This window comes from Deltaproteobacteria bacterium, from assembly GCA_016874755.1.
Taxonomy (GTDB): domain Bacteria; phylum Desulfobacterota; class Binatia; order UBA9968; family UBA9968; genus DP-20.
The window spans coordinates 21,993-46,385 of sequence record VGTH01000026.1; the positions used below are offsets into that span (position 1 = coordinate 21,993).

A 24,393-nucleotide genomic window follows, 5' to 3' on the forward strand; every position below is an offset into this window, starting at 1 on the left:
TTGCGTTCTTTGCGGTTAAATTCTCCCAGTTCCGAATCCGGGCGCGCAGCGCCTTTTGTGTTTCTTTGTGCTCTTTGTACTCTTTTTGGTTCAACTCTCTTATCCGCGGTCGGTTGCGGCTTCCCGCGCTGGGTCTTCGTGGCGAATCATTTCTTACCCATCACGCAAGCTTCACCGCCTCGGCAATCGCGCTCACGTGGGCCGGCGACCAGGTGACGCCGCGGCGCAATTCGGCCAGCTGACTCAAGGCTGCGTCCGCGCTGGCAGCGCGTCTGGAACAGACCAGCCACGCCGCGACCACGGTCGCGCTGCGCGACAGGCCGAGCGCGCAATGCACGTACACCGGTCCGGTATGCGCATGTTTTTCGATGAACTCCACCGCGGCGCGCAGCGCCGACGGCTCCGGCGTGGTCAAATCGAGGATCGGCACGTTTTGATAACTTTGCGCCCGGCCTTTCCTTGTCGCAGAGAATTCGGCCGTCAGGTCCAAGACCGCCCCTGGCGAGCAGCCGCTGAGATCATCGGCGCGCGGCCAGCGACCGAAGAAAACTCCGGGGACGACGGCATGCATCGCCGGCAGCGATCGCGTGTACATGCGGTAGGAGATCCACGCACCGACTAAATAGGGCGCAAGCAGGATGCGCGCCGGCCAACTTTGCTGCCCGGCGTTTTTCTGAAAAACTGCCACGCCAAGGCCGAAATAGGCCAGGGCAACGAGCAACAGCGCGATGGCCGGCCACAGCAGCCACCAGCCCCAGCCGCCCACGAGAACCGCGCCAAACGCGCAGGCCAACGAACCGCCGAGATAACGGCAGCCCAGCCGCCGCCGCTGCGGATCGTAACTAAGTTGACATTTATCCCAGCGCCGCGGCGCCTGCGGCAGCACATAGAGGCAAACCGCCCCCACCAGCAGGCCGGTCCAGATATCGATAAAATGATGCTGCTGGACGAGCAACACCGACGCACCGATCACCACGCACCAACCGTGCAGCAACCAGCGCCAGCCGCCGACCGTATGGCGCGCGAAGCAGGCCCAAAGCACGATTAGCAGACTCATATGCAGCGACGGCGCTTGGTTGTACCACTCGCCGATGCTGAACAAGGCGCTGAAAAAAAAGCCGTAGAAGCTGTCGACCACCGGACGCTCGAAGGCATATCGCAAGGGAAAAAGAATGAAACCCGCGGCCGAGATCAAGATCGCCGCGATGATCCGCCAGGCGTGAATGTTGAGCTCGCGCCGATCGCGGCACAAAAACACCGAAACAGCGTAGAGAATATCGATGGTGAAATAGGGCACGATGGCCGCCGGCACGAACGGAATCCATTTCTCCCACTCGTAGAAATAGGCCGGCACCGAAGGCAGACTCGCCGCGTACCAGTCGCAGAAACCGTAGACGACGAAAAAGAATGGCCCCAAGAAAAGCAACCAAAGCGCCGCCGCCTTGGTTGGCCGGGGCTCAACGCTGGGCGCGGCCATCACGGGCTGCCCTTGCGCGCCACGGACACTGAAAACATGCCCCACTGATCGATGAATTGCTCGGCCTTGACGAAACCGACGGCTTCGACCAGTTGGTCCATCTCCAGTTGCGTGCGCCGGCGCATGATCCACCGCGCGCCGCCGCGATGGCTGGTGAGCGTGCGCGCGATTAATTCAAGCTGTGGATGCCACGGTTGATTGGTGTAGATAAGAAAACCGCCCGGTTCCATCGCCTCGGCGATGCCCGCCAAAGAATTCTGCACCGGCGGGTTATCAGGGAACAACTCGTACAACCCGGAAACGATGACAAGGGTCGGCCGCGGCGTGACCCGCGCTAGAGACGCGCGATCGAAGGCGTCCGCCACTTCAAAGCGCACGCGGTTGGCAAAGCCGTTGTGCGCGGCGAGCTTGCGCCCCTGCTCGACATTGGCCGGGTCAAAATCGCGCAGCAGCGCTTCGTAACTCGCGCCATTGAACGACTGCAACACGTTCAACAGATAGCGCCCTTGCCCGGCGGCGACATCCAAAAATCTGAGCGGCGCGCCGGCCTGCTCGACCTTCTGAGCGGTCTCGCGAATCGCTCGCTCCAGATGCGCTTTGCGCTGGCGAATGCCGCGCCAGCCGGCGCTGTTCAAGTAAGAGCCATCGATCAGTCTGCCGATCGGCGTGTGACCGGAAACCTGATTTTTGTAGACGTAATCGAGGGCGGCACCGGAGTCGAAGCCGCTTTTCAGACTGCCGCGAATACCGTCGGAAAGCCTGCCCAGGGTACGCATCGACAGCCGTGTCGTCGCGAAGCCCAGCGCTTTCGCCGAGAGCGGCGCCAGCGGGCGCGTCAACAGATCGTATTCTTTTTTGGTATGACCCGATCGATCGGCAGCGCAGAGATCGGGCAGCATCAACGGCTTTGCGAATTGCCGTAGGATAAATTCCCGCGCTTTGCCGATGGCGAGATGACTGTCTTTTTCATTCAGCGTGTCGTGATAGAAGCCGGCAAACTCGTGTTTTTCTTTAACCGCGCTGCCGAGCCGTTGAAAAAACTCGCGCTGCGGCTCTTGGTGCACCACCCAATCGGCGCCGGAGATCAGCATTTGCGTCGGCGTGTAGATGGCCGCGGCGTCGGCGATTAGGCGTTGAGACGTATCGAAGAGATCGAGCAAGATATTGACGGCAATCGAGCGCGAGATCAGCGGGTCATTTTCATAGGATGCGATCTGCGCCGCGTCGTGTGTCAGAAACTTCGCCTTGACGTAGGATTTCACGAACGCGGGCTTCTTGATTCTTTGCAGCAAACGCAGCCCAGGGATCGCCAGCGGCACGTAAAGTTTCACTTTTAGCGCCGGCGCCGCCAGCACCATGCAGCGTATCTTCGGCGCAAAGTCGTGCACCCAGGCAGCGATCAGCACGCTGCCGACGCTTTGGGCAATGATGGCGATATCGTCTATCGAGATGCCGTGCGTGCAGGCGACATGCCGCACGAAACAGTCGGCGTCTTTTTCCAATACGCCGAAGTTCTCCGCGTAGCCGCGCAAGCCCGGCGAGCGGCCGTGACCGCGCGCATCCCAGGCAAACATGTGAAAGTCGGGTAGATCGAGCTTGTCGACCACATGCTGTAATCGCCCCGAGTGTTCGTGGCCGCGGTGGAACAGGAGAATCCCATTGCCACCGCCGCCGCCGCGCGCGGGCCAATGACGATAGAAGATCTTCTCGCCGTCGGAAGCCTCGAAAGAATTTTCTGTTGCGATGCGCGTCATAAGAGTCATGCGTTGGTTGTAGGATAGCGAGAACTCCCCCCACGCCGCAACGCCTGCGTACATGTTTGAAAACAGCTACACACTCATTGTACGGCTGCGCCTACAATTGCGCCGGCCTCGCTCTGCGGCGCCACGGCATTCCCCGAGAAGCGCCCATCCAATTCAAAGAATATCTGGCGAGAGATGACGTTCCTTGTACATCGTTCGCGGTCGTGAATCTTACATCACTCGGTCATACACCGTTGCGCATTTCGCTAGATCTTTTTTTCTGGTCTCACAATTGCGACCGGCGCACGCAGAGAATCGCAACGCAAACTTCCTTCGCCAGAATGTTCGCACCTCGTCGACCCGGATCCGTATTGCGCCGATCTCGAATGGCTAAGGCAAGCCGACTTTCTGCGCGCGCGGCTTCCTGAAGCAGTGGCGGACAGCCGCTGCTCGGGAGAAAGCTCGCCGGAAAATTCCGCTGAAACGAAAGGAACCCGTTCCATGAAATACCGTCGTCAATTGCGTTCGCCATCGCGAAGAAGATTTCTTAGCGCCCTCGGCACGGGCGCTGCGGGGCTTTGCTTGCCGAGCGTCTTGCGCGCCGACGAGCGCGCGGCCGCGAGCGCCGACGCTGGCCGGCGTTTCGTCCTGCGCGAAGACCGCTTTGGCCGCATGTTTCCGGAGCTGCCGCCGTTCGCTGCACCGAGCGACCGCCTGGCGGCGGCCTTGTTGGAGATCGGCAAGCCGGGCGGCATTCTCGACGCCAAGGACAACTTAGCGGCGGGCCCGGCGGCGCTGATCGTCGATCCGGCCTTGAATACCAACAACCCCAACAACGACCAACACACCGCCGGCGCCACGTTTGTTGGCCAATTCATCGATCATGACCTAACCTTCGACCTCACCTCACGCCTCGGCGTACCGACCGCGCCGGAGTCGACGCCCAACGTGCGCGACCCCGCCCTCGATTTAGATTCGGTTTACGGCGACGGACCGCGCGCCAATCCAGAACTCTACGAAGCGCCCGGACGAGGCCGCCATCCGACCAAGTTTAGAATCGAAAGCGGCGGCCTATTTGAAGACCTGCCGCGCTCGGGCAACACCGCGATCATCGCCGACCCGCGCAATGACGAGAATTTGATCGTCGCCGGGTTACAGGCGGCTTTTCTACTCTTTCACAACAAGGTCGTTGATCTGCTCGCCGGCCATAGCGTCGACCCCGCGGACAATCGCGGCGATCGCAACGATCCGGCGCTGCTCTTTCGGCGCGCGCGGCAGCTGACGACTTGGCATTATCAATGGATCGTGCTGCATGAAATCTTGCCGCAGTTCATCGGTCAGAGCAGGGTGGATGACATCCTGCGCAACCGCCGGAAATTTTTTCGGCCGCGCAGAACACAGATTCCCGTCGAGTTTCAAGGCGCGGCCTACCGTTTTGGCCACTCGATGGTCCGGCCTTCCTATCGCGCCAACTTCACTAGCCTGCCCGGCAATCAGCCCTTCTTTGGCATCATTTTCGACTCAGCGCAGATCAACAGACCCGATCCCGACGACCTGCGCGGCGGGTTTCGCGCGCCGCGTCGCTTCATCGGCTGGCCGACCTTCTTCGATTTTGGCGACGGCAACGTGCGGCCCAACAAACTGATCGATATTAAGCTCTCGACGCCGCTCTTCGACTTGCCACTGGCGGCCATTGCATCGGGCGATCCGCCGACGTCCCTACCACAACGCAACTTGCTGCGCCATGTGACATGGCTCATACCTTCCGGTCAGGCCATCGCCAAAGCGATGAACGTGCCGGCGCTCAGCGGCGACGACTTGGCCGAACTGAAAGATTTTGGCAACGATCTGCATCTGTCGACGCCGCTCTGGTACTACGTTCTTAAAGAAGCGCAGCTAGTCGAGCAAGGTCTGCGCCTAGGTCCGGTCGGCGGCCGCATCGTCGGCGAGGTCTTTATCGGTCTCTTGCAGCTTGATCGCGATTCTTTCTTGGCCGACGAGCCGCGTTGGCGGCCGACGCTGCCCACCCGCAGCGGCAAAGTTACCGGCGACTTCAAGATGGTCGACTTCCTCACCTTGGCCGGCGTCGCCGCGCTGCGTTCGTTTACGATTCTCTCTCCTTCTGGGAGGGGTTCGAGCTTCGCACCCCTCCCCTTCTACGATTTCTCCAATACTTTGAATCGGGTTTACACTTTCCCGGAACAGGGGAAGCGGGCATAATGGCCGCGCTTTCGAACTCTCGCTGTAAGGTGCAATTAATGGCATTGAAACTATCCATGACCTGCGGCCCCTACGACCGCGCCCGCGCGCTGATCGACGGCAAGGAATTCGACGCCGACCCGCGAGGTCCGCGATTTGCAGAGGCTTTTTAACGAATACTAGCGACCGATGATTGTTATCTCGTTGGTTTCATACTACATGTAGAGGACTTCATCAGAGCGAGCAGCATGCATCCACCTTAGGTTGAATCTGCCTTTTTTCTTCCACGCTTCTGCGCAAGGCTGACGCATGGTTTGACAACAGGAGTCGCTGCGACGTGTACCACATCCTACAGAACTTTTGGCTCGCCTACCTTTTCGACGCCGTGATCGGCGCCATGGCTGGATGGCTATTTTACAAATTGTTTTCGGAGTACGGCAAAGCCAGCAACAGCCCCAAACGTGCTCAGTGTTCCAACGAAGAAATACCGCAAGCTCAGACCACAACAGTGGCATTGCCGCTAACTTTGGCGGCGGAGCTCGAAAAATATCGCTCCGCCTATCAACAACTGTCGGACGAGCGCATCGCCCTCGACGAAGAGTGGCAGAAGCGCTACCGTCTTTACAAAGAGTTCTGCGACGATCGCATCGCCACACTGGAGGCCGAAGTAGAGCTGCTGCGCAGCAAGCCCACCGATGAAGAGCGGGCGCAGCTCTACGAGCAGCTCAATCGAGCGTCGGCCGACAAAGAGCATTGGCACGCCTTGTATCAAGAAAGCGAGAATCAACTCGCGGCTGTCGATCAAGAAGCCGCCGCGCTGCGCTCAAGAGTCACAGTCATCGATGCCCTGGAAAAAGACCGAGCTCAGCTAAAGTTGCAAATAACCGAGTGGGCGTCGTGCTACGCCGAGCAAGGCCGCGAGTTGGCCGAGTGTCATCGGCAGATCGAGAAACTTAGCGGTAACGCGCTGCCGCCGGAGCCGCAGATCGCCGCCGACTGGTCTTACCAATCGGACGAGACGATAAGGATGAAGCTCGCGGCGGCACAGGCTGAAATCGCGCAACTGAGGTCCCATCTATCGACGGCAAGCTTCCTACAGGACCAATGGCGCCGCCGGTGGCATGAGTCAGAGCGCCAACTAAAGCAAGTACAACAACAAGTCGCTCAATGCCCGGACCAAGCGCTGCCCGACAAAGCGCTACAAACCGAGCTGCTCAACCGCAACGGTGCCTGCAATCGGACGGCGCCGCGCCAGACAGACGAGCGCCGCGCCATCGCGTAAACCAGCTTCCCCTTCTTACAGAGCACGGCGACCGCAGAGAACGTTCCTTTGCCAGCCGAGCGCGCCGCACGCCGCCTCTTCAACGGCTCGATCATTTCACGCGCGAATTGTCTTGACAGCCTCGCTCCCGTTTAGGTAGAGCAACGGTCGAGGATAAAATCGAATTATGATCACTCGCTTCGTCGTGCAAAAGCGCGAACTGTTCGCCAACGGCCACGAGTTTCCCGTCACCGGCGCCTACGAGAAACTGGTCGGCAAACTCTATGGTGAAGTCGATCCGAGAAATCGTCTGAACAAAATCATCGTCCTGCTCGACAAAGCGCCACGCAACGAACGCAGCCGGGTCGAATACTCCGCTGATTTCTGCATTCTCAAACCGCTCGACATGGCGCGCGGCAACCGCAAGATCATCTACGATGCGCCCAACCGCGGCGGCAAACGCGTCGTCGCGTTTTTGAACGACGCGCCGCAGCGCGAAGACCCAAGCACTTTGGACGACGCGGGCAACGGCTTTCTCATGCGTCAAGGCTACACCGTCGTCTGGTCCGGCTGGCAGGGCGACATCATGCCCGGGAAAAATTCGATGGCGCTCACCGTGCCGGTGGCGACGAATAAGGGCCAACCGATTGTGCGCCAGGTGCGCACCGAGATCGTCGTGGACGAGAAAGGCGTTAAGTCGCGCCCGCTGAGCGACGACGACCGAGTGCAGAGCTACGAAGCGGCTTGGTTCGACAAAAGCACCGCATCGTTGACGGTGCGCGAGAAGTCCTACGGCCAAAGAATCCCTGTGCCGGCGAGCGAGTGGGAGTTCGCCGCCTGCGCTAAAGAACCGCGCGGCGGCCAAGAAACCGTCGCACCGAGCACAAAGCACTTGTTTCTGCGCCGGGGCTTCAAGCCAGGACATATTTATGAGTTCATCTACGAGGCCAAGAATCCACTCCTCCTCGGCCTAGGCTTCGCCGTCGTGCGCGATTTGGTTTCATTTCTACGTTACGAGCAAAAGGATCGCGCCGGCAAACTAAACCCGCTAGGCGCCAACGTCCCCAAGTCTCGTATCCCGTCACCACATGTCCCCCGCCCCGAGGGCGTGACGTATTCTTTCTTCCCCCGCCTCGGGGGGAGACAAAGAGGGGGGCCACTCCGCCCCATCACCCACGCCTATGCTTGGGGCCGCTCGCAAAGCGGCCGCTTCCTGCGCGACCTGGTCTACCACGGCTTCAACGAAGACGAATCCCATCGCAAAGTCTTTGACGCCGTCGCGCCCCACGTCGCCGGCGGCGGCAGGCTATTTTTGAACTATGAATTTGCTAGGCCAGTGACATCGTCGCAGCAGCACACCAACCAACTCGACCCCGAGCTTTTCCCCCACGCTTACAACACTATCAAGGACGCCCAGAGCGGCCGGCGCGACGGCATTCTCAAGCGGCCGAAAACCGACCCGCTGGTGTTTCATACGCAGACATCGACTGAATATTGGCAAAAACGCGGCTGCCTAGCGCACACCGACGGCAAGGGCAACGATTTGAAATTGCCCGACAACGTCCGCCTCTACGTCATCGCCAGCGCCCAACACAACAGCCCCTTCGGCTCGGAGCCGGAAAAAGACGACAGCCAATTTTTCATCAACCCGCTGCCGGCGGGCGACCTGCTACGCGCGCTGATCGTCGCTCTCGATCAATGGGCGAGCCAAGGCATCGAGCCGCCGCCGAGCTGCTACCCAACGGTCAAAGACGGCACACTGGTGGCGCCGCGCCAGGACAACGGTTTCCCGAAGATTCCCGGAGTCAGTTACCAGGCGCTGCACAATCGCCAGCTTTTTCTCAACTACGGGCCAAACATCTGGCGCGGACGCATAGAGATCCATCCTCCGAAAGCGGTGCGCGGCGCTGCTTACAAAATTCTTGTTCCCAAAGTGGATCGCGATGGCAACGACAGCGCCGGCATTCGCCAGCCGGCGCTGCAGGCGCCGCTCGGCACGCATACCGGCTGGAACCTGCGGCCGCGCGGCTTAGCCGAGGGCGAGCTGTCGGGATTGTTGGGGTCATATATTCCGTTTCCCAAGACCAAGGCTGAGCGGCGCATGAGCGGTGACCCGCGCTTGTCAATCCAGGAGCGCTACCAAAGCCGTGACGACTACGTGCGCCTGGTCGGCCAGGCTGCGCGCGCCTTGGTTGCGCAACGCTACTTGCTGGCGGAAGATGCCGAGAGGATCATCGCCGAAGCGAAGAAGGCAAAATTCTAAGGATAAACCATGGCCGATTCGCCACCACCCTCTTCGTATCCATTCAGCGCGCTGCCTGACCGCAAGCCGCTGCGCTTTCCAGACGGCGCGCGTCTGGCGGTTATCCTGACCATCAATTTAGAATACTGGGAGAAGTCTCGCCCCGGCCAGAAAGAACCGCTGTTCACCGGCGGGCCAATGACGATACCACACGCGCTACCGGGCGATGTCTGGGACACCGCCAACTGGACCTGGCGCGAGTACGGTCAGCGCGTCGGTGTCTGGCGCTTGATCGATGTGTTCGACCAAGCCGGCGTCAAGCCATCGTGCACGGTCAATGGCATGATCATGACCGAGCGCCGCCCCATCGTCGATGCCGTGAACCAACGCGGCTGGGAGCTGGTGCCGCACAACTGGGCGCAAAACGATTTGCTGACCTACCATGCCGACAATCCGCAAGCTGAGCGATCCGTCATTGAACGCACGCTCGCAGAATATCAACGCGCGGTCGGACACCCGGCTAAAGCTTGGCTGTCCTCGGCGATTCGCGGCACGGTGCATACGCCGGCGTTCTTGAAGGAATTTGGCCTGATTGCCTACTGCGACTATCTCAACGATGACCAACCCTACTTGATCGATACGATCCACGGCCCGATCGTCTGTGTGCCCTACTCCAACGACATCAACGACTTTAACCTGTTCGCCCGCGGCGGCCTCTCACCTGCCGCAGGTTTGGAAACGCTCCAGGCCTGCTTCGATCAACTCTACGAAGAAAGCGCCGCCAGCGGCCGGATCATGAACTTTGGCATGCACCCGCACGTCATGGGCCAAGCGCACCGCGTTGGCGCGTTGCGCCGCTTTATCGAATACGCCCAAGGCCACACCGGCGTGTGGTTCGCCAGCCGCGAAGAAATCGCCGAGTGGCACCTAAGCCAGCAGCGCCGGTGAGTCATTTCCCGAACTCAGCCCAATGGAGAACGTCGCGAACATAAAACGCATTTGCGTTGCCTGCAATGAAGATGGGTTTGGACCATCGGTGTTTGCCTACTACATCGTTCGAGGTTTGCTTGACTCTTGGCTGCAAACGAGTGAAGGGAAATCAAGCATCACGATTTTGAATCGTGCTGCGGAAAGCTTTAACCGCAAGCTCTACGAAGGCCACGCCGTTGATATCGCGCCCGTCGCCAGCCTCATCCGCTTGGCAAAACCGAAAGGCGAAGTTCACGTTCAACAAACGCTGAATCTGTTGGAACCCTATGCCTCGCTCAGGAAGTCTTACGCCAAAGCCGTTCGGGAACTACTTGAAGGATGCGACGTCGCCATCGATATCGGCGTGCCTCTGTTTGTCCGCGCTGCGGCTCAACTCGGGGTGCCGCACAGGCTGACGGTTGTCGATCATAGCTGGGCAGCTACATTGCGTTTGATTACCTCCGAGGCTTGGCAGGATATCTACCGCGAGAATCCCAAGCCCGGTGCGCCAGAGCGGTTGCTTGCGCAGCGCATTGCCAGTCACGTCGAGGAGGACGAAGCTCTTGCCACCGAAGTATTTCTTTTCCAGACCTATATCACTCCAGATGAGTTTGTGACTCATTGGAAAACTCTCGGATTCACGCCGAAAATTCTCAATGGCGTGCTCGGCACAAGGGTGAGTCAGGCTGACGCCTATGCCAAGCTCGACACGACCCTGGCGGAGTACGGTGGGCAGACTCCTGTGCCGCGCAATCGACCTTTGATCTTACTCAGTCCCGGAGGCACGCCCGTTTGGGATGACCAGCTGCCGAGTTTGCTTGAACAGATGCTAGCCGCGCCCGAGCAGGGCTATGTCGCGGTCTTGTCCAAAGACCTTGAAACTCTGCTTGATAGACGCGCCGACTTAAAAAAGCGTATCTTCGCATCGGATCGCATTCGTTACTTTGGGCCCATTAGCGGAGCCACCCAGCAGGCGATTCTCCCAGCATTCCGGCGCGTCATCACTCGAGCTGGCGGCGGCACGGTAAATGATGCCATAGCCGCAGGTGTCCCGATGACTTTCATCGAAGAACCGCAGGCGCAGGTGAAGCTCATTGAACGTGAATGTATACGGCTGGGTCTCAGTGGTCCCGCAGCCACATTGGAAGAGTTTCGCGCCGATCCAAAACGATGTATAGACCGGCTCGTAGGGATGACGCTACCGTTGCCAAAAGTTGCGCCGGCGCCGAACGCCGAGCAAATGGTCGTTCAACGCGTGCAGTCTTTAATCCGGTGAATCAGGAGGTCCCATGTCATTCGTTCAGGTCAACACCGCTGTAATTGACGCCGACGCTCATGTGGTTGAAAACGAGCATACCTGGGACTACCTCGAAGGCAGTGACAAGAAATTTCGCCCGACGCTTGTGCCCAATCCGAAAAACCCCGAGCGTTTCTTCTGGGTGCTCGACGGCGAGAACATCGGCCCCAAGTTTCCATCGCCCAACGAAAAAGAATCGGCCGAGCATGTCCAACGCTGCGGCCGCGAAGTGGGCACGCCGGTGCAGGCGCGCGAAGTAAGCGATGTCGCCCAACGCTTAAAACATATGGACGCGTTGGGCATCGACGTCCAGGTACTCTACAACTCACTGTGGCTGCGACCGCTCACGCGCCGGGCCGAAGTCGAGATCGCTTTGTGTTGGAGCTGGAACCGCTGGCTGGCGGACGTCTGGAAGGCGGGCGCAAATCGGCTGCGCTGGAGCTGTGTCGTGCCGGTGCTGACTCCGACAGCCGCCGCCGAACAGCTGCGCTTCGCCAAGGAACATGGCGCGGTCGGCGTCTGCATGCGGCCGTTTGAGCGCGACCGCTTGATGACCGATCCGTTTTACTATCCGATCTACGATGAAGCGCAGCGCCTCGATATACCCGTCACCGTGCATATCGCCAACGGCAACCCGGAACTGTTCAACTTGTTAGACAACGAAATTGCCGGCGGCTTTACCACTTTTCGTGTGCCCACCGTTACGGCTTGCTATGCCCTCATCATGAGCGAGCTGCCGCGTGTGTTCGCCAAATTGCGCTGGGGTTTCATCGAGTCGTCGAGTCAATGGGTGCCTTGGGTTGCCCATGAGGCAGTGAGACGCTCTTTAGGTAGCCAACGGCCGGTATCCATGAACTGCTTTCGCGACTACGGCATTTATGTGTCGACTCAGACCGACGACGATTTTTCTTACATCATGTCCTACACGGGCGAGGAAAATCTTGTCATCGGCACCGACTACGGCCACAACGACACGTCGAGCGAGCTCAACGCGATTGCCCGCTTCAAAGCCATGAAGCTCAGCCCGCAGGTAAAAAGAAAAATCTTGTCTGACAATCCCCGGCGGTTTTACGGTATTTGAAGAGGCCGGCCGCTACCCGACGGGCTATTTCCCTTCGTACAGCTTCTTGATAAACCCGCTCTTGTCGAGCTCCGCGATGAAGCTCGCGTCGACAAACTCTTCGGGTTTGTGATTGCGGATGTCAGGACGAGTCTGGGCGACGTAATCGTAAGTAGGCTCGAGACCTTTGGTGATTGGGTACGGTGCGGCGATGAAGTCCTGCTTGAACAGATTGTAGGAGCCTTCGAGAAACTCCGGTTCGCTGGTCCGGACGTACTTACTGAGGACCTTGATCGAGAACTCTTTGTTCAGTTTGTGAAAGGCGATGCCTTCGACGTGGGCGCGCACCAGCCGCATCACTGTGTCGCGGTCCTCCCGGATGTTTCGCCGGGTTGTCACCACCGATGTCGTCGGAAAAACCATCTCCTTGCGCGCGTCGATTAAGACGCGGTAGCCTTTGCGCTCGGCTTGGATGTCGGCCGGATAGGTCACGTCGGCGCCGTCGATGACGCCGGTCAACAGCGCTTGCAGCCGTTCGGAGTTGGTGCCGATGGAGAGCCAGGTCACTTCTCGGTCGGGATTGAGCCCCTGCTTGCGCAGCGCGTAGCGAAAAATAAAATCTCCCAGCGAACCGATGCTCGAAGTCGCGACTTTTTTACCGCGCAAATCCGCCGGCGTTTTGATCTCCGGCCGAACCAGCAGTTTGCTCATCGCCGATGCAACCGTGTGCGCCACGTTAACGAAATCAGCGCCGTTCAGGTTAGCCAGCATCAACTGCGGCAGTGCCACCGGCGCGGCAAAAAGGCTCCCACCCAAGAGCGCCTGCGAGCTCTGGCCTGAACCACGGAGCAAAACAATCTCCACGTCTAAACCGTGCTTCTCGTAGATCTTGGCTTCCTTCGCCAGCCACGGGATCCACATCGCCGCCGACAACGACGTCGTGCCCCAATTGAGCTTCTTGAGGGGTTTGCTCTGGGCATGACTCTCCCCAGCTACGCATGATAGCAGCAAACCCACGAACGCGGTCAGAAACCAAACACGCTTCGAAATCAACATCCGGTACCCTTTCATCTTCAATTTTCCATTTTCATTTGGCTTCGTAGAGCTTCTTAATAAATCCGCTCTTCTCCAACTCAGCGATAAAACTCGTGTCGACAAACTCCTCCGGTTTCCGGCTGCGCACTTCCGGCCGAGTCTGCGCGATGAAATCATACGTCGCTTCGAGCCCTTTGGTGATCGGGTATGGAACGGAAATAAAATCTTGCTTGTAGGTCTCGTAGGAGGTTTCCAGCATCTCGCGGTCGGTGATCTTCAACGCCTTGCCCAACACGCGCATGCTGACTTCTTTGTTCTGCTTGAAATAGGCAATGCCTTCGACGTGGGCGCGGATCATGCGCGCTACGGTATCGCGGTCTTCGACGATCGTTTTGCGCCGCGTTACCACCGACATCGATGGGTAGGAGACTTCCTTGCGTAGGTCGAGCAACACGCGGTAGCCTTTTTTCTCGCCCTGTGCATCGATCGGATAGGAAGCTTCGGACGCGTCCACAGTCCCAGAGATCAGCGCCTGCAGGCGCTCCGGCGGTGTGCCGATCATCAGCCAAGTCACATCCCGGTTGGGATCGAGGCCGTACTTGCGGAAAGTATGTTTAAGCAGGAAATCACTGAGCGAGCCGAGGCTCGTGATGCCGACGCGCTTGCCTTTGAGGTCTTCAACCCGCTTGATCTCGGGCCGCACCAGCAGCTTGGTGTTCACCGCCGCCACGGTATGAGCGATGTTGACGAAATCGGCGCCGCTCAAATCCGCCATGATCATTGTAGTTAAAGTCACCGGCGAGGCAAAAATACTGCCGCCGAGCATGGCGGCAGAGGTCTGCCCCGAGCCGCGCAGCAAAATGAGCTGCACGTCGAGCCCATGTTTTTCGTAGATCTTGGCTTCTTTAGCGATCCACGGAATCCAATTACCGGCGGAGAGCGAGGTCACTCCCCAATTGATTTTCTTGAGCTGCTTGTCCTGGGCCGCAACCTCCGGCTTGCTTGCCAATACAAGTGCAAGCGTCACAACCAGGGGAAACCAGCGCTTCGACACGGAAACCTCCGAGTCTCACTCTTGCCTATTGCCTGCTGCCTATTGCCTACTTTGCACCGTAAAGCTTTTTGATAAACCCGCTCTTCTCCAGCTCGGCGATGAAGCTAGGGTCGGTGAACTCCTCGGCCTTGTGGTTGTAAATTTCCGGACGTCGCTGAGCGACGTACTCGTAGGTCGTTTGCAGCCCCTGCGTGATCGGATAGGGCACCGCAATGAAATCTTCCTTGTAAATCTCGTAGGAGCCGTCGATGATCTCCTTGTCGTTGGTTTTAAGATATTTGGCGAGAATTTTCTGGCTCGCCTCTTTTTGGGTCTTGAGAAAATGAATTCCTTCGACATGGGAGCGGATCATGCGCATCACGGTATCGCGATCGTCTTGGATGGTCTTCCTGCGCGTCACCACCGACATGGACGGATAGGGAACCTCGGTGCGCGCATCCCAGAGCGTCTTGAAGCCTTTCTTCTCGGCTCGAATGTCGAAAGGATGGGATAGGTCGGCCGCGTCGACGAGTTTGTTTTCAAGGGCCTGCAGACGATCGGGCGGAGCACCGATGGAGAGCCAGGTCACGTCGCGTTCCGGATTGATGCCGTACCTCTTGATCACGACCCGATGGAGAAAATCGCCGAGCGAACCCAAGCCTGAGCTGGCGATGCGCTTGCCCTTGATATCCTCCGGTCGTTTGAGATCGGGTCTGGAAATAATTTTGCTCTGCACTGCCTTGGTTGTGTGGGCAATGGTGGTCAGGTCGGCGCCGCTGAGATTGGCCGTCATCAAGGTCGCCGTGGTCACCGGTGCGGCAAAGATACTCCCGGCGATCATCGCCTTGGAGGTATCCCCCGAGCCACCGCGCAAATAGACAATATCGACATCGAGGCCGTTTTTCTCGTACAGCTTGGCATCCTTGGCGATCCACGGAATCCACTGTGACGAGGAAATCGAGGTCTGCCCCCAGATGATCTTCTTGAGCGGCTTATCCTGTGCCGCTGCCATCCCATAAGCGAGCACAACCGCCAACCCGATCACCGTGTTTGAAACGCGCATTCTCATGACACTCTCCAAACTCTTACTGCTGCCTGCTGCCTGTTGCCTCATGCCTATTGCCTATTTGCGAATCGCAAACGGCTTGGCAAAGCCGCTGTCTTCGATCTTTTTCAAATAACTGTGGTCGTAGAAATCTTCCGGGTTGGCGGTGGCCGCTTTCGGCTGGGTTGGGGCGAGGAACTGCAAAACTGCTTTGACGCCGGGCACTGTGGCATACGGTATGACTGGCATCTGATCGACGTAATACTCGTAGCCGTCTTCGGCACGCGCGCGGTCGTTCATTTTCATGAACTTCATGATACCGGCAAGGGTCTTTTCCTTTTGCGTGCGGAAAAAATGCAGCGATTCGATGTATCCCTTCAGAACGTTCTCCACTAACTGTGGGTGGCTCTTCATATAGCCCACCATACCGGCGATCGATGAGCCAGCGTATTCGAGATCGGTCTTGCGCATATCGATCAGCTCGCGAAAGCCCAACTGGCGCGCCATGCCGCTAAAAGGCGGCGTCAATGCCGTCGCCGCCACCGAGCCGCGCTGCAACGCGTTCATACGCCCCTGCTGGCTATCGCCCACCGAAATGAAAATCACGTCTTTGCCGGGCTCCATCCCCCAGCGGCGGATCATCAGGCGCAACGCGCTATCGGCTGCCGCACCGGGCCGCGTCCCGGTGACAATCTTTCCTTTCAAGTCCTGCGGAGTTTTGATCTCCGGTGCCGCGAAAATGCTGTACTCGAGATTACTCGACTGCACGCTGAGTATGGTGATATCAACCCCGCCGAGACGCGCACTGATGGTCGCGGTGGAACCGGCGGCAAGAAACTGCACGGAGTTCGATGTCACCGCGGCCAAGGAATTCATCCCGCCGCCCATGTAAATCGGCTCGAGGTCAACGCCATGCTTGGCGAAGAGCCCGTTTTGGGTCCCGATGGGAATCACCGATGTATTGACCGAGATCGCCCCCAACGCAACGCGAACTTTATCGCGCGTCTGGGCCAGCCCAGCCGCCGGCAACAGCGCCACCCACACGCCAAGCAACAGCCAACGTTTCTTAATTATTGTGCTACTACTGCTCAAGTGAGATACCCCCAAACCATTTTGGATTTTCGATTTTGGATTGAACCCTCTAGTCTGGACCACGACGCTGCTTAACTCACACGCCACTCAGATCTCCGGAACTATTGCCCATTGCCTCTTGCCTATTGCCTGATCTTCTCAATCTTCCTCATACTGCTCTTTCAACTTCGCCACCACAGTCGGATCGGCCAAAGTCGTAGTGTCACCCAGCGCGCGTCCGTCGGCGATGTCGCGCAGCAGGCGGCGCATGATTTTGCCGCTGCGCGTCTTGGGCAATTCGGCGGCGAAGAGAATTTCATCGGGGCGCGCGATCGGGCCGATCTTTTTGGCGACGTGCGCTTTAAGTTCGTCGATCAACGCCGCCGTGCCTTCGATGCCCATTTTGAGCGACACGAAGGCACAGATCGCCTGGCCTTTGACTTCGTGTTCTTTGCCGATCACCGCCGATTCGGCAACTTTTTGATGATCGACCAGCGCGCTTTCCACCTCCATGGTGCTGATGCGGTGGCCGGCGACGTTCATGACGTCGTCGACCCGGCCGAGCAGCCAATAGTAGCCGTCTTTGTCGCGCTTGCAGCCGTCGCCGGCGAAATATTTACCGGGGAAGCGGCTCCAGTAGGTCGACACGAAGCGATCGGGATCGCCGAAAATCGTCCGCATCATCGCCGGCCACGGCTTGGTCAAAACCAAGTAACCGCCGCCGCCCTTGGGAACCGAATTGCCGTTCTCGTCGACGACATCAGCTTCCACGCCGGGCAGCGGCATGGTCGCCGAGCCTGGTTTTAACTTCGTCAGACCCGGCAGCGGCGAGATCAATGGGTGGCCCGTTTCAGTTTGCCACCACGTGTCCATCACCGGGCATTTCCCGCCGCCGATCACTTTGTGATACCAAACCCACGCCTCAGGATTGATCGGCTCGCCCACCGAGCCGAGCAGGCGCAGCGATTTCAAGTTGTGCTTGCCGGGAAATTCCGTGCCCCAACGCATAAACGTGCGGATCGCTGTCGGCGCCGTGTGAAAAATCGTCACGCCGTACTTGGCGATGATTTTCCACAGGCGATCTTTGTCCGGCCAATCGGGCGAGCCCTCGTACATGACTTGAGTCACGCCGTTGGCCATGGGCCCGTAGACGATGTGCGTGTGGCCGGTGACCCAGCCGATGTCGGCGGCACACCAGAAGACGTCGTCTTCCTTCAGGTCGAAAACCCATTTGTTGATCAGGTGCACGCCGGTCAAGTAGCCGCCGGTGGTGTGCACGATGCCCTTCGGTTTGCCCGTGGTGCCGCTGGTATAAAGGATGAACAGCATGTCCTCGCTGTCCATCTTCTCCGGCTCGCACCAAAGCGGCGCGTCGACCATCGCTTCATCCCACCACAAATCGCGCCACGGTTTCATCTGCGCCGCCGCTTCGGCGCCGATGCGTTTCACGACCACGCAATGGGTGATCGACGGCGTGTCGGTCATCGCCTCATCGGCGTTTTTCTTGAGCGGCACAATCGCGCCGCGCCGCCAACCGCCGTCGGCGGTAACCAGCACTTTGGCTTGCGCGTCGTTAATACGATCGCGCAGCGCCTCGGCGCTAAAGCCGCCGAAGACCACAGAATGCGGCGCACCGATGCGGTTGCAGGCATGCATGGCGATCAACAATTCCGGCACCATGCCCATGTAGAGGCAAACCCGGTCGCCCTTTTTCACGCCCAATTTTTTCAAAACATTGGCGAACTTGTTGACCTCGCGCCAAACGTCGCGATAGGTCAGCACGCGCTCATCGCCCGGCTCGCCTTCCCAAACAATCGCGGCTTTATTCTTGCGCCCGCTGTTCACATGGCGGTCAAGACAATTATAAGAAGCATTGAGCTTGCCGCCGATGAACCACTTGGCCCAGCACGGCGCTTTCCATTCATGGACTTTTTTCCACGGTTTGAACCAGTGCAGCTCCTTGGCAGCTTTGGCCCAGAAGTCCTGCGGATTCTTGCGCGCACTGTTGTAGACGCTGGCGCTCTTAGCGTTGGCTTTGAGTTTGAATTCCTTTGGCGGCGGGAAATTTCTCTTCTCGTCGAGCAAAACTTCGATGGCCTTGTCTGCCATAACCCATCCCCTCCCGTGAAAAAATCGCGCGAATAAATTGGCCGAATTCTATGTGAGGCACTCTGCCTTGGCAAGAGCTGGCGCGCGCAAGCGCGCGCCCGTTTGGCGTCTGCGGTCTAGCGTCTGGCGTTTTCCGATCCGGCGCCAAACTATAGACGCTAGACCCTAACCGGATCTCGGTTGACGCTAGCGCCCACTTTCAGATAGTGAAACGAAAGAACACAGAAAGGCGAATCAACATGGCTAAAATCGCAGTGGTCACCGGCGGCGCGGGCGATATTGGAAAAGCGGTCGTCGCGCGGCTCGCAAAAGACGGCTACCAGATCGTCATTTTGGATATGAATCAAGAAACCGGCAAACAAACCGTCGCCGACTTCGCCAAGCGCAATCTTGCGCTGGATTTTCATTGCGCCAATCTTGCCGACGAAGCGGCGGTGAAGAATGTGTTCTCGGCTATTTTCAACAAGCCGGGCCGCGTCGATCTCTTGGTCAACGTCGCCGGCGGCAGCTTTTACCGCCACAAGTTCGAAGACTTTCCCCTCGACCACTGGCGCACCATCATCGATGCGAATCTGACCTCGACGTTTTTGTGCTGCCGCGCGGTGACGCCGTCCATGAAAGCGCAAAAATCCGGCGTCATCATCAACACGTCGTCGGACATCGCCTACAGCGGCGGCGAGAATCGTTCGGCCTACGCCGCGGCAAAGGCCGGCATCTTGGGTTTGACGCGAACTCTCGCCTTAGAGCTGGCGCCCAACGTCCGCGTCAACGCCGTCGCCCCGGGGCGCATCGAGACGCCGCGCGTGCGCAGCCACTACACTGAGGAAGAATGGAATAAATCCAACGAGCGGATTCCGCTCGGCCACCCGGGCGCGGTGCAAGACGTCGCCGAAACCGTCGCCTACTTAGCCAGCGACGCGGCGAAACACATGACGGGGCAAACCATTCACGTCAACGGCGGGCGGATTATGCACTAAGGAATCGGAAAAAGAAAAACCACGAAAGTTACGAAACACACGAAAGGAAAAACCGAAATCCCCTTTTCGTGACTTTCGTGTGTTTCGTGGTTCGCTTCTAATCCTATGTGTCTCAGGCGCTTTAGCGCGCCGCCCGCCGCGCCGCGATCACTTCCAGCATTTTGTCGTCGCTGGTGTACTTAAAATCCCAGGTCTTGCGCGCCTTGGCTTGTTCCTGTTCCGCGCCTTCTAGGAGCTCGACATCGGGCTTGGTGACAACGTTCACGCCTTTGCGCTTCAACGTGGTCATCAAACCCTCGATTTTCTCTTCCATCTCCCCGGCGGAAAGCCCTGGCTTGGCGGCAAGGTAGTCGTTGACGACCTTCATGCCGCGCTCGGCATCTTGTTTGGCGACGCCGACCAAACCGACGCTGGCGTTGCGCGACCAGCCGGCAACAAACACACCGTCAAGAATTTTTTTCGTCTCGGGATCGTAAGGTTGATAGTCCGATGGATTGGGATCTCCCGCTGCCTTCTCCGGATTCGTCACGAAGGCGCCGCGCGAGAACGGCAAACCGAGCGCGGCGTCCACCTGATCGCCAATGGCATAAATCACGCAATCGACTTCGATCTTGCGGGCCTTGCCAGTGCCCTTCGCAACCGTCTTGCCGTTTTCCAGCACCATGACATTTTCTTCAGCTTCTAACACGGCAACGCGGCCTTGGGCGTTGGCCACGAATTTGTTGGGTGAACACAGATAGCGGAAGGTCAATTTGCGCCCTTCGAGCGGCTCACCTTCTTTGATGAACTTCTTTTTAATCGCTTCAACATCTTGGCCGATGGCCGTGAGCGACGGGCTGATGCGCTCAATCTCTTGCTTCATGTCGGCGTTGTCGAGGTACATGTCGATGTATTCAAACTCGCTGTCATCGTAGGCCTTTTCCAGCGGGCCCCGGCGTGCGACGACGACCACTTGATCGATCTTTTTCAAATTCAACAGCCAATTGGCAATGTCGACCATGACGTTGCCCATGCCGATGATGGCGACGCGCCGACCGACTTCAAAGGTCTTCTCGGCGAAGGGCGGCAACGAGTTGAAATGGTAGACCACGTCTTTTGCGTGGTACACGCCAATCGCTTCTTCCCCCGCGATGCCCAATTTCTTGGTGCCTTGCGCTCCCGCCGTGACGACCACGGCGCCAAAGCCAACGGCCTGCAGGTCTTGGAGCGAGAGCGGCTGGTCTTTGCCAACTGTAACGTGGCCCATATAAAAGACTTTTGGATCGCTGAGAATTTTTTTGAATTGCTTGCGCAAGCCGGTCTTCATCTTTTCTTTTTCGACGAAGATGCCGTACTCGGCCAAGCCGCCAGGCTTGATATCGCGATTGATCAGCACGACGCGATGACCGCCTTCACATAGTTTGCGCGCACCGTAGATACCCGCAGGCCCGGCGCCGACAACGGCGACCAAGTGTTGTTTAGACATTCGGCTTCCCTCTATGAGATTTTACTATAACCAATCAGAAAAACCTGGAATAACAAGGATTGAAAGGGCGTGGCAGGCGCTACTGGAGCTCCCGTTTACCTTCGTACTCCAACTCCGTGCCGCGCGAATCCTTGTGGGTAAAAGAAACCATCTCCCAGCTGCCGTCTTCGAGCGGACCTTTGAGGATGTAGGAGTTCTCGTCGCTGCCCATCACACGGTAGTAGCAGGCCTGCTCGCCGTACCAGCGGTCCACCACCGATCCGATCTCGATGGTGCGCGTGCCCAGCTGGAAACGGGACGGGCACTCTTGGCCCTTGGAATCGCTTGAGGATTCAACTTTCACTTTCACCTTCGATTCCTCTTTCCCCGGTAATCGGAACGACGTAATATAGCTCAATTCAGCTCCAATTCAAAGAACCGAAAGAAATTGCCATGGCCAATCTCGATCAATTAAAATCCGACGTCATCAGCGCTTGTCGCATCCTTTCCGAACAGAAGCTGGTGGAGGGCTTCGGCCACGTCAGCGCGCGCATTCCCGACAGCGATCGCTTCATCATGACGCCAAGAATCAGCTTGGAGCTGGTGCAAGCCGACGAGCTGCTGGTCATGAATCTCGAGGGCGAAATCGTCGAGGGCAGCGCCACCCCGCCCTTCGAGGCCTGGTTGCACACGGCGATCATGAAAACCAAGCCGCGGCTGAATGCCATCACGCGCATCCACGCGCGCAAAGCCAATATATTTTCCGTCACCGACCGCAGACTCGAACCGGTGCACAACCATGGCAGCTTTTTTGCCGGCGGCGTGCCGGTGTTTCACACGCCGGATTTGATTTCCAATGAAAAGTTAGGAACCGCAGCGGCGGATGCGCTCGGCGATCGGCCGGCACTATTGTTGCGCGGCAACGGTCAGGTCACGGTCGGCAGAACCATTCCTGAAGCGGTGATGATGGCGATCTACCTCGAGGAAGCGGCCGATGTCTTGTTCGGCGCGCTGCAGATCGGCACACCGATGCCGCTCAGCATCGATGAATCGAAACAGCGCCAGGTCGAAGCCCTGCCGCCGGTGGACATGGAACGGGCCTGGAGGTTCTTCAAGAACAAAATCGCCGGGAAGTGACTCCAGATGCCAAATCACAGATGCCAAATTGACGTGTCTCCGAGTGATCAGGATCTGTAATTTGAAATCTGGAATCTGAAATTCCGAGCGCGGCGAGGACAAGCGAGGACCCATGGAAAGCCGAGTCCAACAGATCGCCAACGTTGTGATTGTCTCCATCGAAGGACGCATCGATCACGGCACCGCGCCCGCCTTCGGCAGCGCGCTGCTCCCCCATGTCGAGAGTTGCGCGGGCGAGGACAAGAAGCTCGTCGTCGATTTAGCGAAAGTGAACTACATGAGCAGCGCCGGCCTGCGGGTGCTGATGATCGCTGCCAAAGGCTGCCGCAAGCAGAACAGCAAGATCGTGCTCGCTGCCTTGCAGCCCACGGTGCACGAAGTCTTTCGCATCGGCCGCTTCGATATGGTGCTCGAAACTTTTCCCACGGTGCGCGATGCTTTGAATGCGATTTCGCCCGCCGCGGCGGCACTCTACGTCGAACGCTGATGGCCAATATTGGCAACCCGATGCGAACCGTTGCGTCAACGCTCGATGCCGTGGCTCACTGTACCGGGTTTGCCGCCGCCCAGGCGAGGGCTATGGGTTTTTCGCCGGCACGCACGCGCGAAGTAGAGCTTGCGGTCGAGGAGGTGGTTGCGAATATTTGCCGCTATGGCTTCGTCGATGCACTAGGCGAGGTCGAGCTCGGCTGCCGGCGCATCGACAACGATAAGTTAGAGTTTGAGTTTATCGATCAAGGCCAACCCTTTGACATGTTAGCGGCGCCCGATCCCATGCTCACGTCAGACCTAGAAAAGCGCGACCTTGGCGGCCTCGGCATCCGTATGCTGCGTGCGTTGGTCGATGATGCTACCTATCGCCGCGAGGATGGCCGAAACGTGTTGCGGCTGATCGTCCACGCGCCCTGCCGCTTGGGCCCAGACCATTCAAAGACTTGAGACGCAAGGGAGTAACCATGCGGGTTCGTTTCTGGGGAACGCGAGGATCGCTGCCGGTGGCCACGGAGGCTCAAACGATCCGGGACAAAATCAAGATGGCCCTGCGCCAGGCCAATGGGCGCCGGCTCGATAGCGAAGCCGCGCTCGATCAGTTCATCGATAACGAGCTTACTTTCCCCGTGCGCGGCGGCTACGGCGGCAATTCATCCTGTGTCGAAATCATTGGCGGCGCGCGCTATACGCTTTGCGACATGGGCTCCGGCCTGCGCCGCTTCGGTCAGAAAGTTCTGCGCGAGCGCGGGCCAGGTCAACCGCTGCACTACAATTTTTTCATGTCCCACGTGCATTGGGACCATATTATGGGATTTCCCTTTTTTCCCCCGGCGTACATTCCAGGCAATACGATTCGCATTTACGGCGCGCACGATCTTGCCGTCATGAAAGATGCCTTTCACCGGCAACATGCCGACCCGTGTTTTCCCGTGCGCTGGGATCAACTGCGAGCGACGATTGAATTCGTCCATCTCGACTGCGACCGCTGGTACGATATCGATGGCCTGCGCGTCAAAGCCAAACTGCAACCCCACCCGAGCGACTCATTTGGCTTCCGCTTCGAGCAGAACGGCAAATCGGTGGTCTACTCCACCGACGGTGAGCATCGTTTGGAATCCGACGCTGATACCGAAGCGATGGTCGAGTTTTATCGCGACGCCGACCTGGTGATCTTCGACGCGATGTACTCGCTCAGCGAGATGATCGCCAGCAAGCGCGACTGGGGCCACTCCAGCAACACCATCGGCGCCGACCTGTGTTTGCGCGCGCGGGTGAAACATTATTGCATGTTCCATCACGAGCCGGCCTACGAGGATGACACCATCGAAGCGGTTCTGGGCGAAACCCGGCGCTACGCCGAGATCGTCGGCGAAGGCTACCCACTCCAAGTCTCGACCGCCTACGACGGCTTAGAGCTCGAAGTTCGATTCGTGGCGGCGGCTGATTTTCCATCCACCAGCGCGGATCATCCTTGGGTGATGCGGCTGTGCGCCGGCAACGGCCGCGTGTTGGCGAGTGTCATCCTTGCCCTCACGGCAGTGAGCTATTTTGTTTACGGCGAAAGCTTCTGGCGCGCGCCGCGCGATTTCTTGTTCGATAACTACCAGCGCTGGAAGCCGCGCGCGGTAGAACGATTTCCGGTCGCCATCGTCGACATCGACGACCAGAGTCTCGCGGAATTCGGCCGCTGGCCTTGGCCGCGCCACCGCCTGGCGCAATTGGTCGAAGCGACCCACAAGCTCGGGCCGTTGGCCGTTGGGCTCGACATCGTCATGCCGGACCCAGACGGCCAATCGCCGTAAA

General features: G+C 58.5%; 20 protein-coding genes. 11 read left to right on the plus strand and 9 right to left on the minus strand.

What is annotated here, in order from left to right; translation table 11 throughout:
- Positions 1-160: 160 nt before the first annotated feature.
- Both FJ145_16195 and FJ145_16200 read right to left on the minus strand, forming a co-directional pair.
- Positions 161-1,477, minus strand: coding sequence for a serine/threonine protein phosphatase (locus tag FJ145_16195; protein MBM4262958.1), 1,317 nt, complete (start codon positions 1,475-1,477; stop codon positions 161-163).
- Positions 1,477-3,240, minus strand: a complete 1,764-nt coding sequence (locus tag FJ145_16200; GenBank protein ID MBM4262959.1) for an alpha/beta fold hydrolase — start codon at positions 3,238-3,240, stop codon at positions 1,477-1,479. The genes FJ145_16195 and FJ145_16200 overlap by 1 nt, the downstream gene beginning before the upstream one ends.
- Positions 3,241-3,720: 480 nt before the next feature.
- On the opposite strand from FJ145_16200, the gene FJ145_16205 reads away from it, so the two are divergent.
- The 6 genes from FJ145_16205 (at position 3,721) to FJ145_16230 (ending at position 12,268) form a co-directional block, all read left to right on the plus strand.
- Positions 3,721-5,439 (plus strand): peroxidase, encoded by a 1,719-nt coding sequence (locus tag FJ145_16205; GenBank protein MBM4262960.1) that lies wholly within the window; start codon positions 3,721-3,723, stop codon positions 5,437-5,439.
- Positions 5,440-5,755: 316 nt separating this feature from the next.
- A complete protein-coding gene (locus FJ145_16210) occupies positions 5,756-6,700 on the plus strand; it encodes a hypothetical protein (GenBank protein MBM4262961.1) in 945 nt (314 codons plus the stop codon).
- 166 nt (positions 6,701-6,866) lie between these two features.
- A complete protein-coding gene (locus FJ145_16215; protein ID MBM4262962.1) occupies positions 6,867-8,942 on the plus strand; it encodes a hypothetical protein in 2,076 nt (691 codons plus the stop codon).
- A 9-nt stretch (positions 8,943-8,951) separates the two neighbouring features.
- Positions 8,952-9,869, plus strand: a complete 918-nt coding sequence (locus tag FJ145_16220; protein ID MBM4262963.1) for a polysaccharide deacetylase — start codon at positions 8,952-8,954, stop codon at positions 9,867-9,869.
- Positions 9,870-9,891: 22 nt separating this feature from the next.
- Entirely contained in the window at positions 9,892-11,166 is a 1,275-nt protein-coding gene (locus FJ145_16225) for a hypothetical protein (GenBank protein ID MBM4262964.1), read from the plus strand.
- A 13-nt stretch (positions 11,167-11,179) separates the two neighbouring features.
- Positions 11,180-12,268 (plus strand): hypothetical protein, encoded by a 1,089-nt coding sequence (locus FJ145_16230; protein MBM4262965.1) that lies wholly within the window; start codon positions 11,180-11,182, stop codon positions 12,266-12,268.
- 24 nt (positions 12,269-12,292) lie between these two features.
- On the opposite strand, the gene FJ145_16235 is transcribed toward FJ145_16230, so the two are convergent.
- The 5 genes from FJ145_16235 to acs are packed head-to-tail and all read right to left on the minus strand — an operon-like array spanning position 12,293 to position 18,540.
- Positions 12,293-13,459: a hypothetical protein gene (locus FJ145_16235; GenBank protein ID MBM4262966.1), complete on the minus strand. Its 1,167-nt coding sequence runs from the start codon at positions 13,457-13,459 to the stop codon at positions 12,293-12,295.
- Positions 13,335-14,336 carry an ABC transporter substrate-binding protein gene (locus FJ145_16240; protein MBM4262967.1) on the minus strand — a complete coding sequence of 334 codons (1,002 nt, stop codon included), beginning with the start codon at positions 14,334-14,336 and terminating at the stop codon, positions 13,335-13,337. Before FJ145_16240 ends, FJ145_16235 begins: the two co-directional genes overlap by 125 nt.
- Positions 14,337-14,382: 46 nt before the next feature.
- Positions 14,383-15,429, minus strand: coding sequence for a hypothetical protein (locus FJ145_16245; protein ID MBM4262968.1), 1,047 nt, complete (start codon positions 15,427-15,429; stop codon positions 14,383-14,385).
- Positions 15,430-15,438: 9 nt separating this feature from the next.
- Positions 15,439-16,539, minus strand: coding sequence for an ABC transporter substrate-binding protein (locus FJ145_16250; GenBank protein MBM4262969.1), 1,101 nt, complete (start codon positions 16,537-16,539; stop codon positions 15,439-15,441).
- 51 nt (positions 16,540-16,590) lie between these two features.
- The gene (gene acs / locus FJ145_16255; protein ID MBM4262970.1) at positions 16,591-18,540 is read right to left on the minus strand and encodes an acetate--CoA ligase; all 1,950 of its coding nucleotides are present in this window, start codon (positions 18,538-18,540) and stop codon (positions 16,591-16,593) included.
- 239 nt (positions 18,541-18,779) lie between these two features.
- Here acs and FJ145_16260 point away from each other — a divergent pair, with 239 nt between their 5' ends.
- On the plus strand, positions 18,780-19,517 hold the full coding sequence (locus tag FJ145_16260) for an SDR family oxidoreductase (protein MBM4262971.1): 738 nt from the start codon (positions 18,780-18,782) through the stop codon (positions 19,515-19,517).
- A gap of 121 nt (positions 19,518-19,638) precedes the next feature.
- Here FJ145_16260 and FJ145_16265 read toward each other — a convergent pair whose 3' ends face one another.
- Both FJ145_16265 and FJ145_16270 read right to left on the minus strand, forming a co-directional pair.
- Positions 19,639-20,982: a hypothetical protein gene (locus tag FJ145_16265; protein MBM4262972.1), complete on the minus strand. Its 1,344-nt coding sequence runs from the start codon at positions 20,980-20,982 to the stop codon at positions 19,639-19,641.
- Between the two features lie 79 nt (positions 20,983-21,061).
- Complete coding sequence (locus tag FJ145_16270; protein ID MBM4262973.1) at positions 21,062-21,331, minus strand: hypothetical protein; 270 nt, start codon at positions 21,329-21,331, stop codon at positions 21,062-21,064.
- 83 nt (positions 21,332-21,414) lie between these two features.
- Here FJ145_16270 and FJ145_16275 point away from each other — a divergent pair, with 83 nt between their 5' ends.
- The 4 genes from FJ145_16275 to FJ145_16290 all read left to right on the plus strand — a co-directional run bounded on the left by FJ145_16275 (position 21,415) and on the right by FJ145_16290 (position 24,392).
- Complete coding sequence (locus FJ145_16275) at positions 21,415-22,098, plus strand: class II aldolase/adducin family protein (protein MBM4262974.1); 684 nt, start codon at positions 21,415-21,417, stop codon at positions 22,096-22,098.
- A gap of 112 nt (positions 22,099-22,210) precedes the next feature.
- The gene (locus FJ145_16280) at positions 22,211-22,585 is read left to right on the plus strand and encodes an STAS domain-containing protein (GenBank protein MBM4262975.1); all 375 of its coding nucleotides are present in this window, start codon (positions 22,211-22,213) and stop codon (positions 22,583-22,585) included.
- Positions 22,585-23,037: an ATP-binding protein gene (locus FJ145_16285; protein MBM4262976.1), complete on the plus strand. Its 453-nt coding sequence runs from the start codon at positions 22,585-22,587 to the stop codon at positions 23,035-23,037. The genes FJ145_16280 and FJ145_16285 overlap by 1 nt, the downstream gene beginning before the upstream one ends.
- A 17-nt stretch (positions 23,038-23,054) precedes the next feature.
- Positions 23,055-24,392, plus strand: coding sequence for a CHASE2 domain-containing protein (locus FJ145_16290; protein ID MBM4262977.1), 1,338 nt, complete (start codon positions 23,055-23,057; stop codon positions 24,390-24,392).
- Position 24,393: the final 1 nt, after the last annotated feature.

Coding starts and splice junctions, on each gene's coding strand:
- FJ145_16195 (MBM4262958.1), bottom strand. CDS start 1,477: ATGGCCGCGCCCAGCGTTGAGCCCCGGCCAACCAAGGCGGCGGCGCTT.
- FJ145_16200 (MBM4262959.1), bottom strand. CDS start 3,240: ATGACTCTTATGACGCGCATCGCAACAGAAAATTCTTTCGAGGCTTCC.
- FJ145_16205 (MBM4262960.1), top strand. CDS start 3,721: ATGAAATACCGTCGTCAATTGCGTTCGCCATCGCGAAGAAGATTTCTT.
- FJ145_16215 (MBM4262962.1), top strand. CDS start 6,867: ATGATCACTCGCTTCGTCGTGCAAAAGCGCGAACTGTTCGCCAACGGC.
- FJ145_16220 (MBM4262963.1), top strand. CDS start 8,952: ATGGCCGATTCGCCACCACCCTCTTCGTATCCATTCAGCGCGCTGCCT.
- FJ145_16225 (MBM4262964.1), top strand. CDS start 9,892: ATGGAGAACGTCGCGAACATAAAACGCATTTGCGTTGCCTGCAATGAA.
- FJ145_16230 (MBM4262965.1), top strand. CDS start 11,180: ATGTCATTCGTTCAGGTCAACACCGCTGTAATTGACGCCGACGCTCAT.
- FJ145_16235 (MBM4262966.1), bottom strand. CDS start 13,459: ATGATTTCATCGCGCAGACTCGGCCGGAAGTGCGCAGCCGGAAACCGG.
- FJ145_16245 (MBM4262968.1), bottom strand. CDS start 15,429: ATGAGGCAACAGGCAGCAGGCAGCAGTAAGAGTTTGGAGAGTGTCATG.
- acs (MBM4262970.1), bottom strand. CDS start 18,540: ATGGCAGACAAGGCCATCGAAGTTTTGCTCGACGAGAAGAGAAATTTC.
- FJ145_16260 (MBM4262971.1), top strand. CDS start 18,780: ATGGCTAAAATCGCAGTGGTCACCGGCGGCGCGGGCGATATTGGAAAA.
- FJ145_16265 (MBM4262972.1), bottom strand. CDS start 20,982: ATGTCTAAACAACACTTGGTCGCCGTTGTCGGCGCCGGGCCTGCGGGT.
- FJ145_16275 (MBM4262974.1), top strand. CDS start 21,415: ATGGCCAATCTCGATCAATTAAAATCCGACGTCATCAGCGCTTGTCGC.
- FJ145_16280 (MBM4262975.1), top strand. CDS start 22,211: ATGGAAAGCCGAGTCCAACAGATCGCCAACGTTGTGATTGTCTCCATC.
- FJ145_16285 (MBM4262976.1), top strand. CDS start 22,585: ATGGCCAATATTGGCAACCCGATGCGAACCGTTGCGTCAACGCTCGAT.
- FJ145_16290 (MBM4262977.1), top strand. CDS start 23,055: ATGCGGGTTCGTTTCTGGGGAACGCGAGGATCGCTGCCGGTGGCCACG.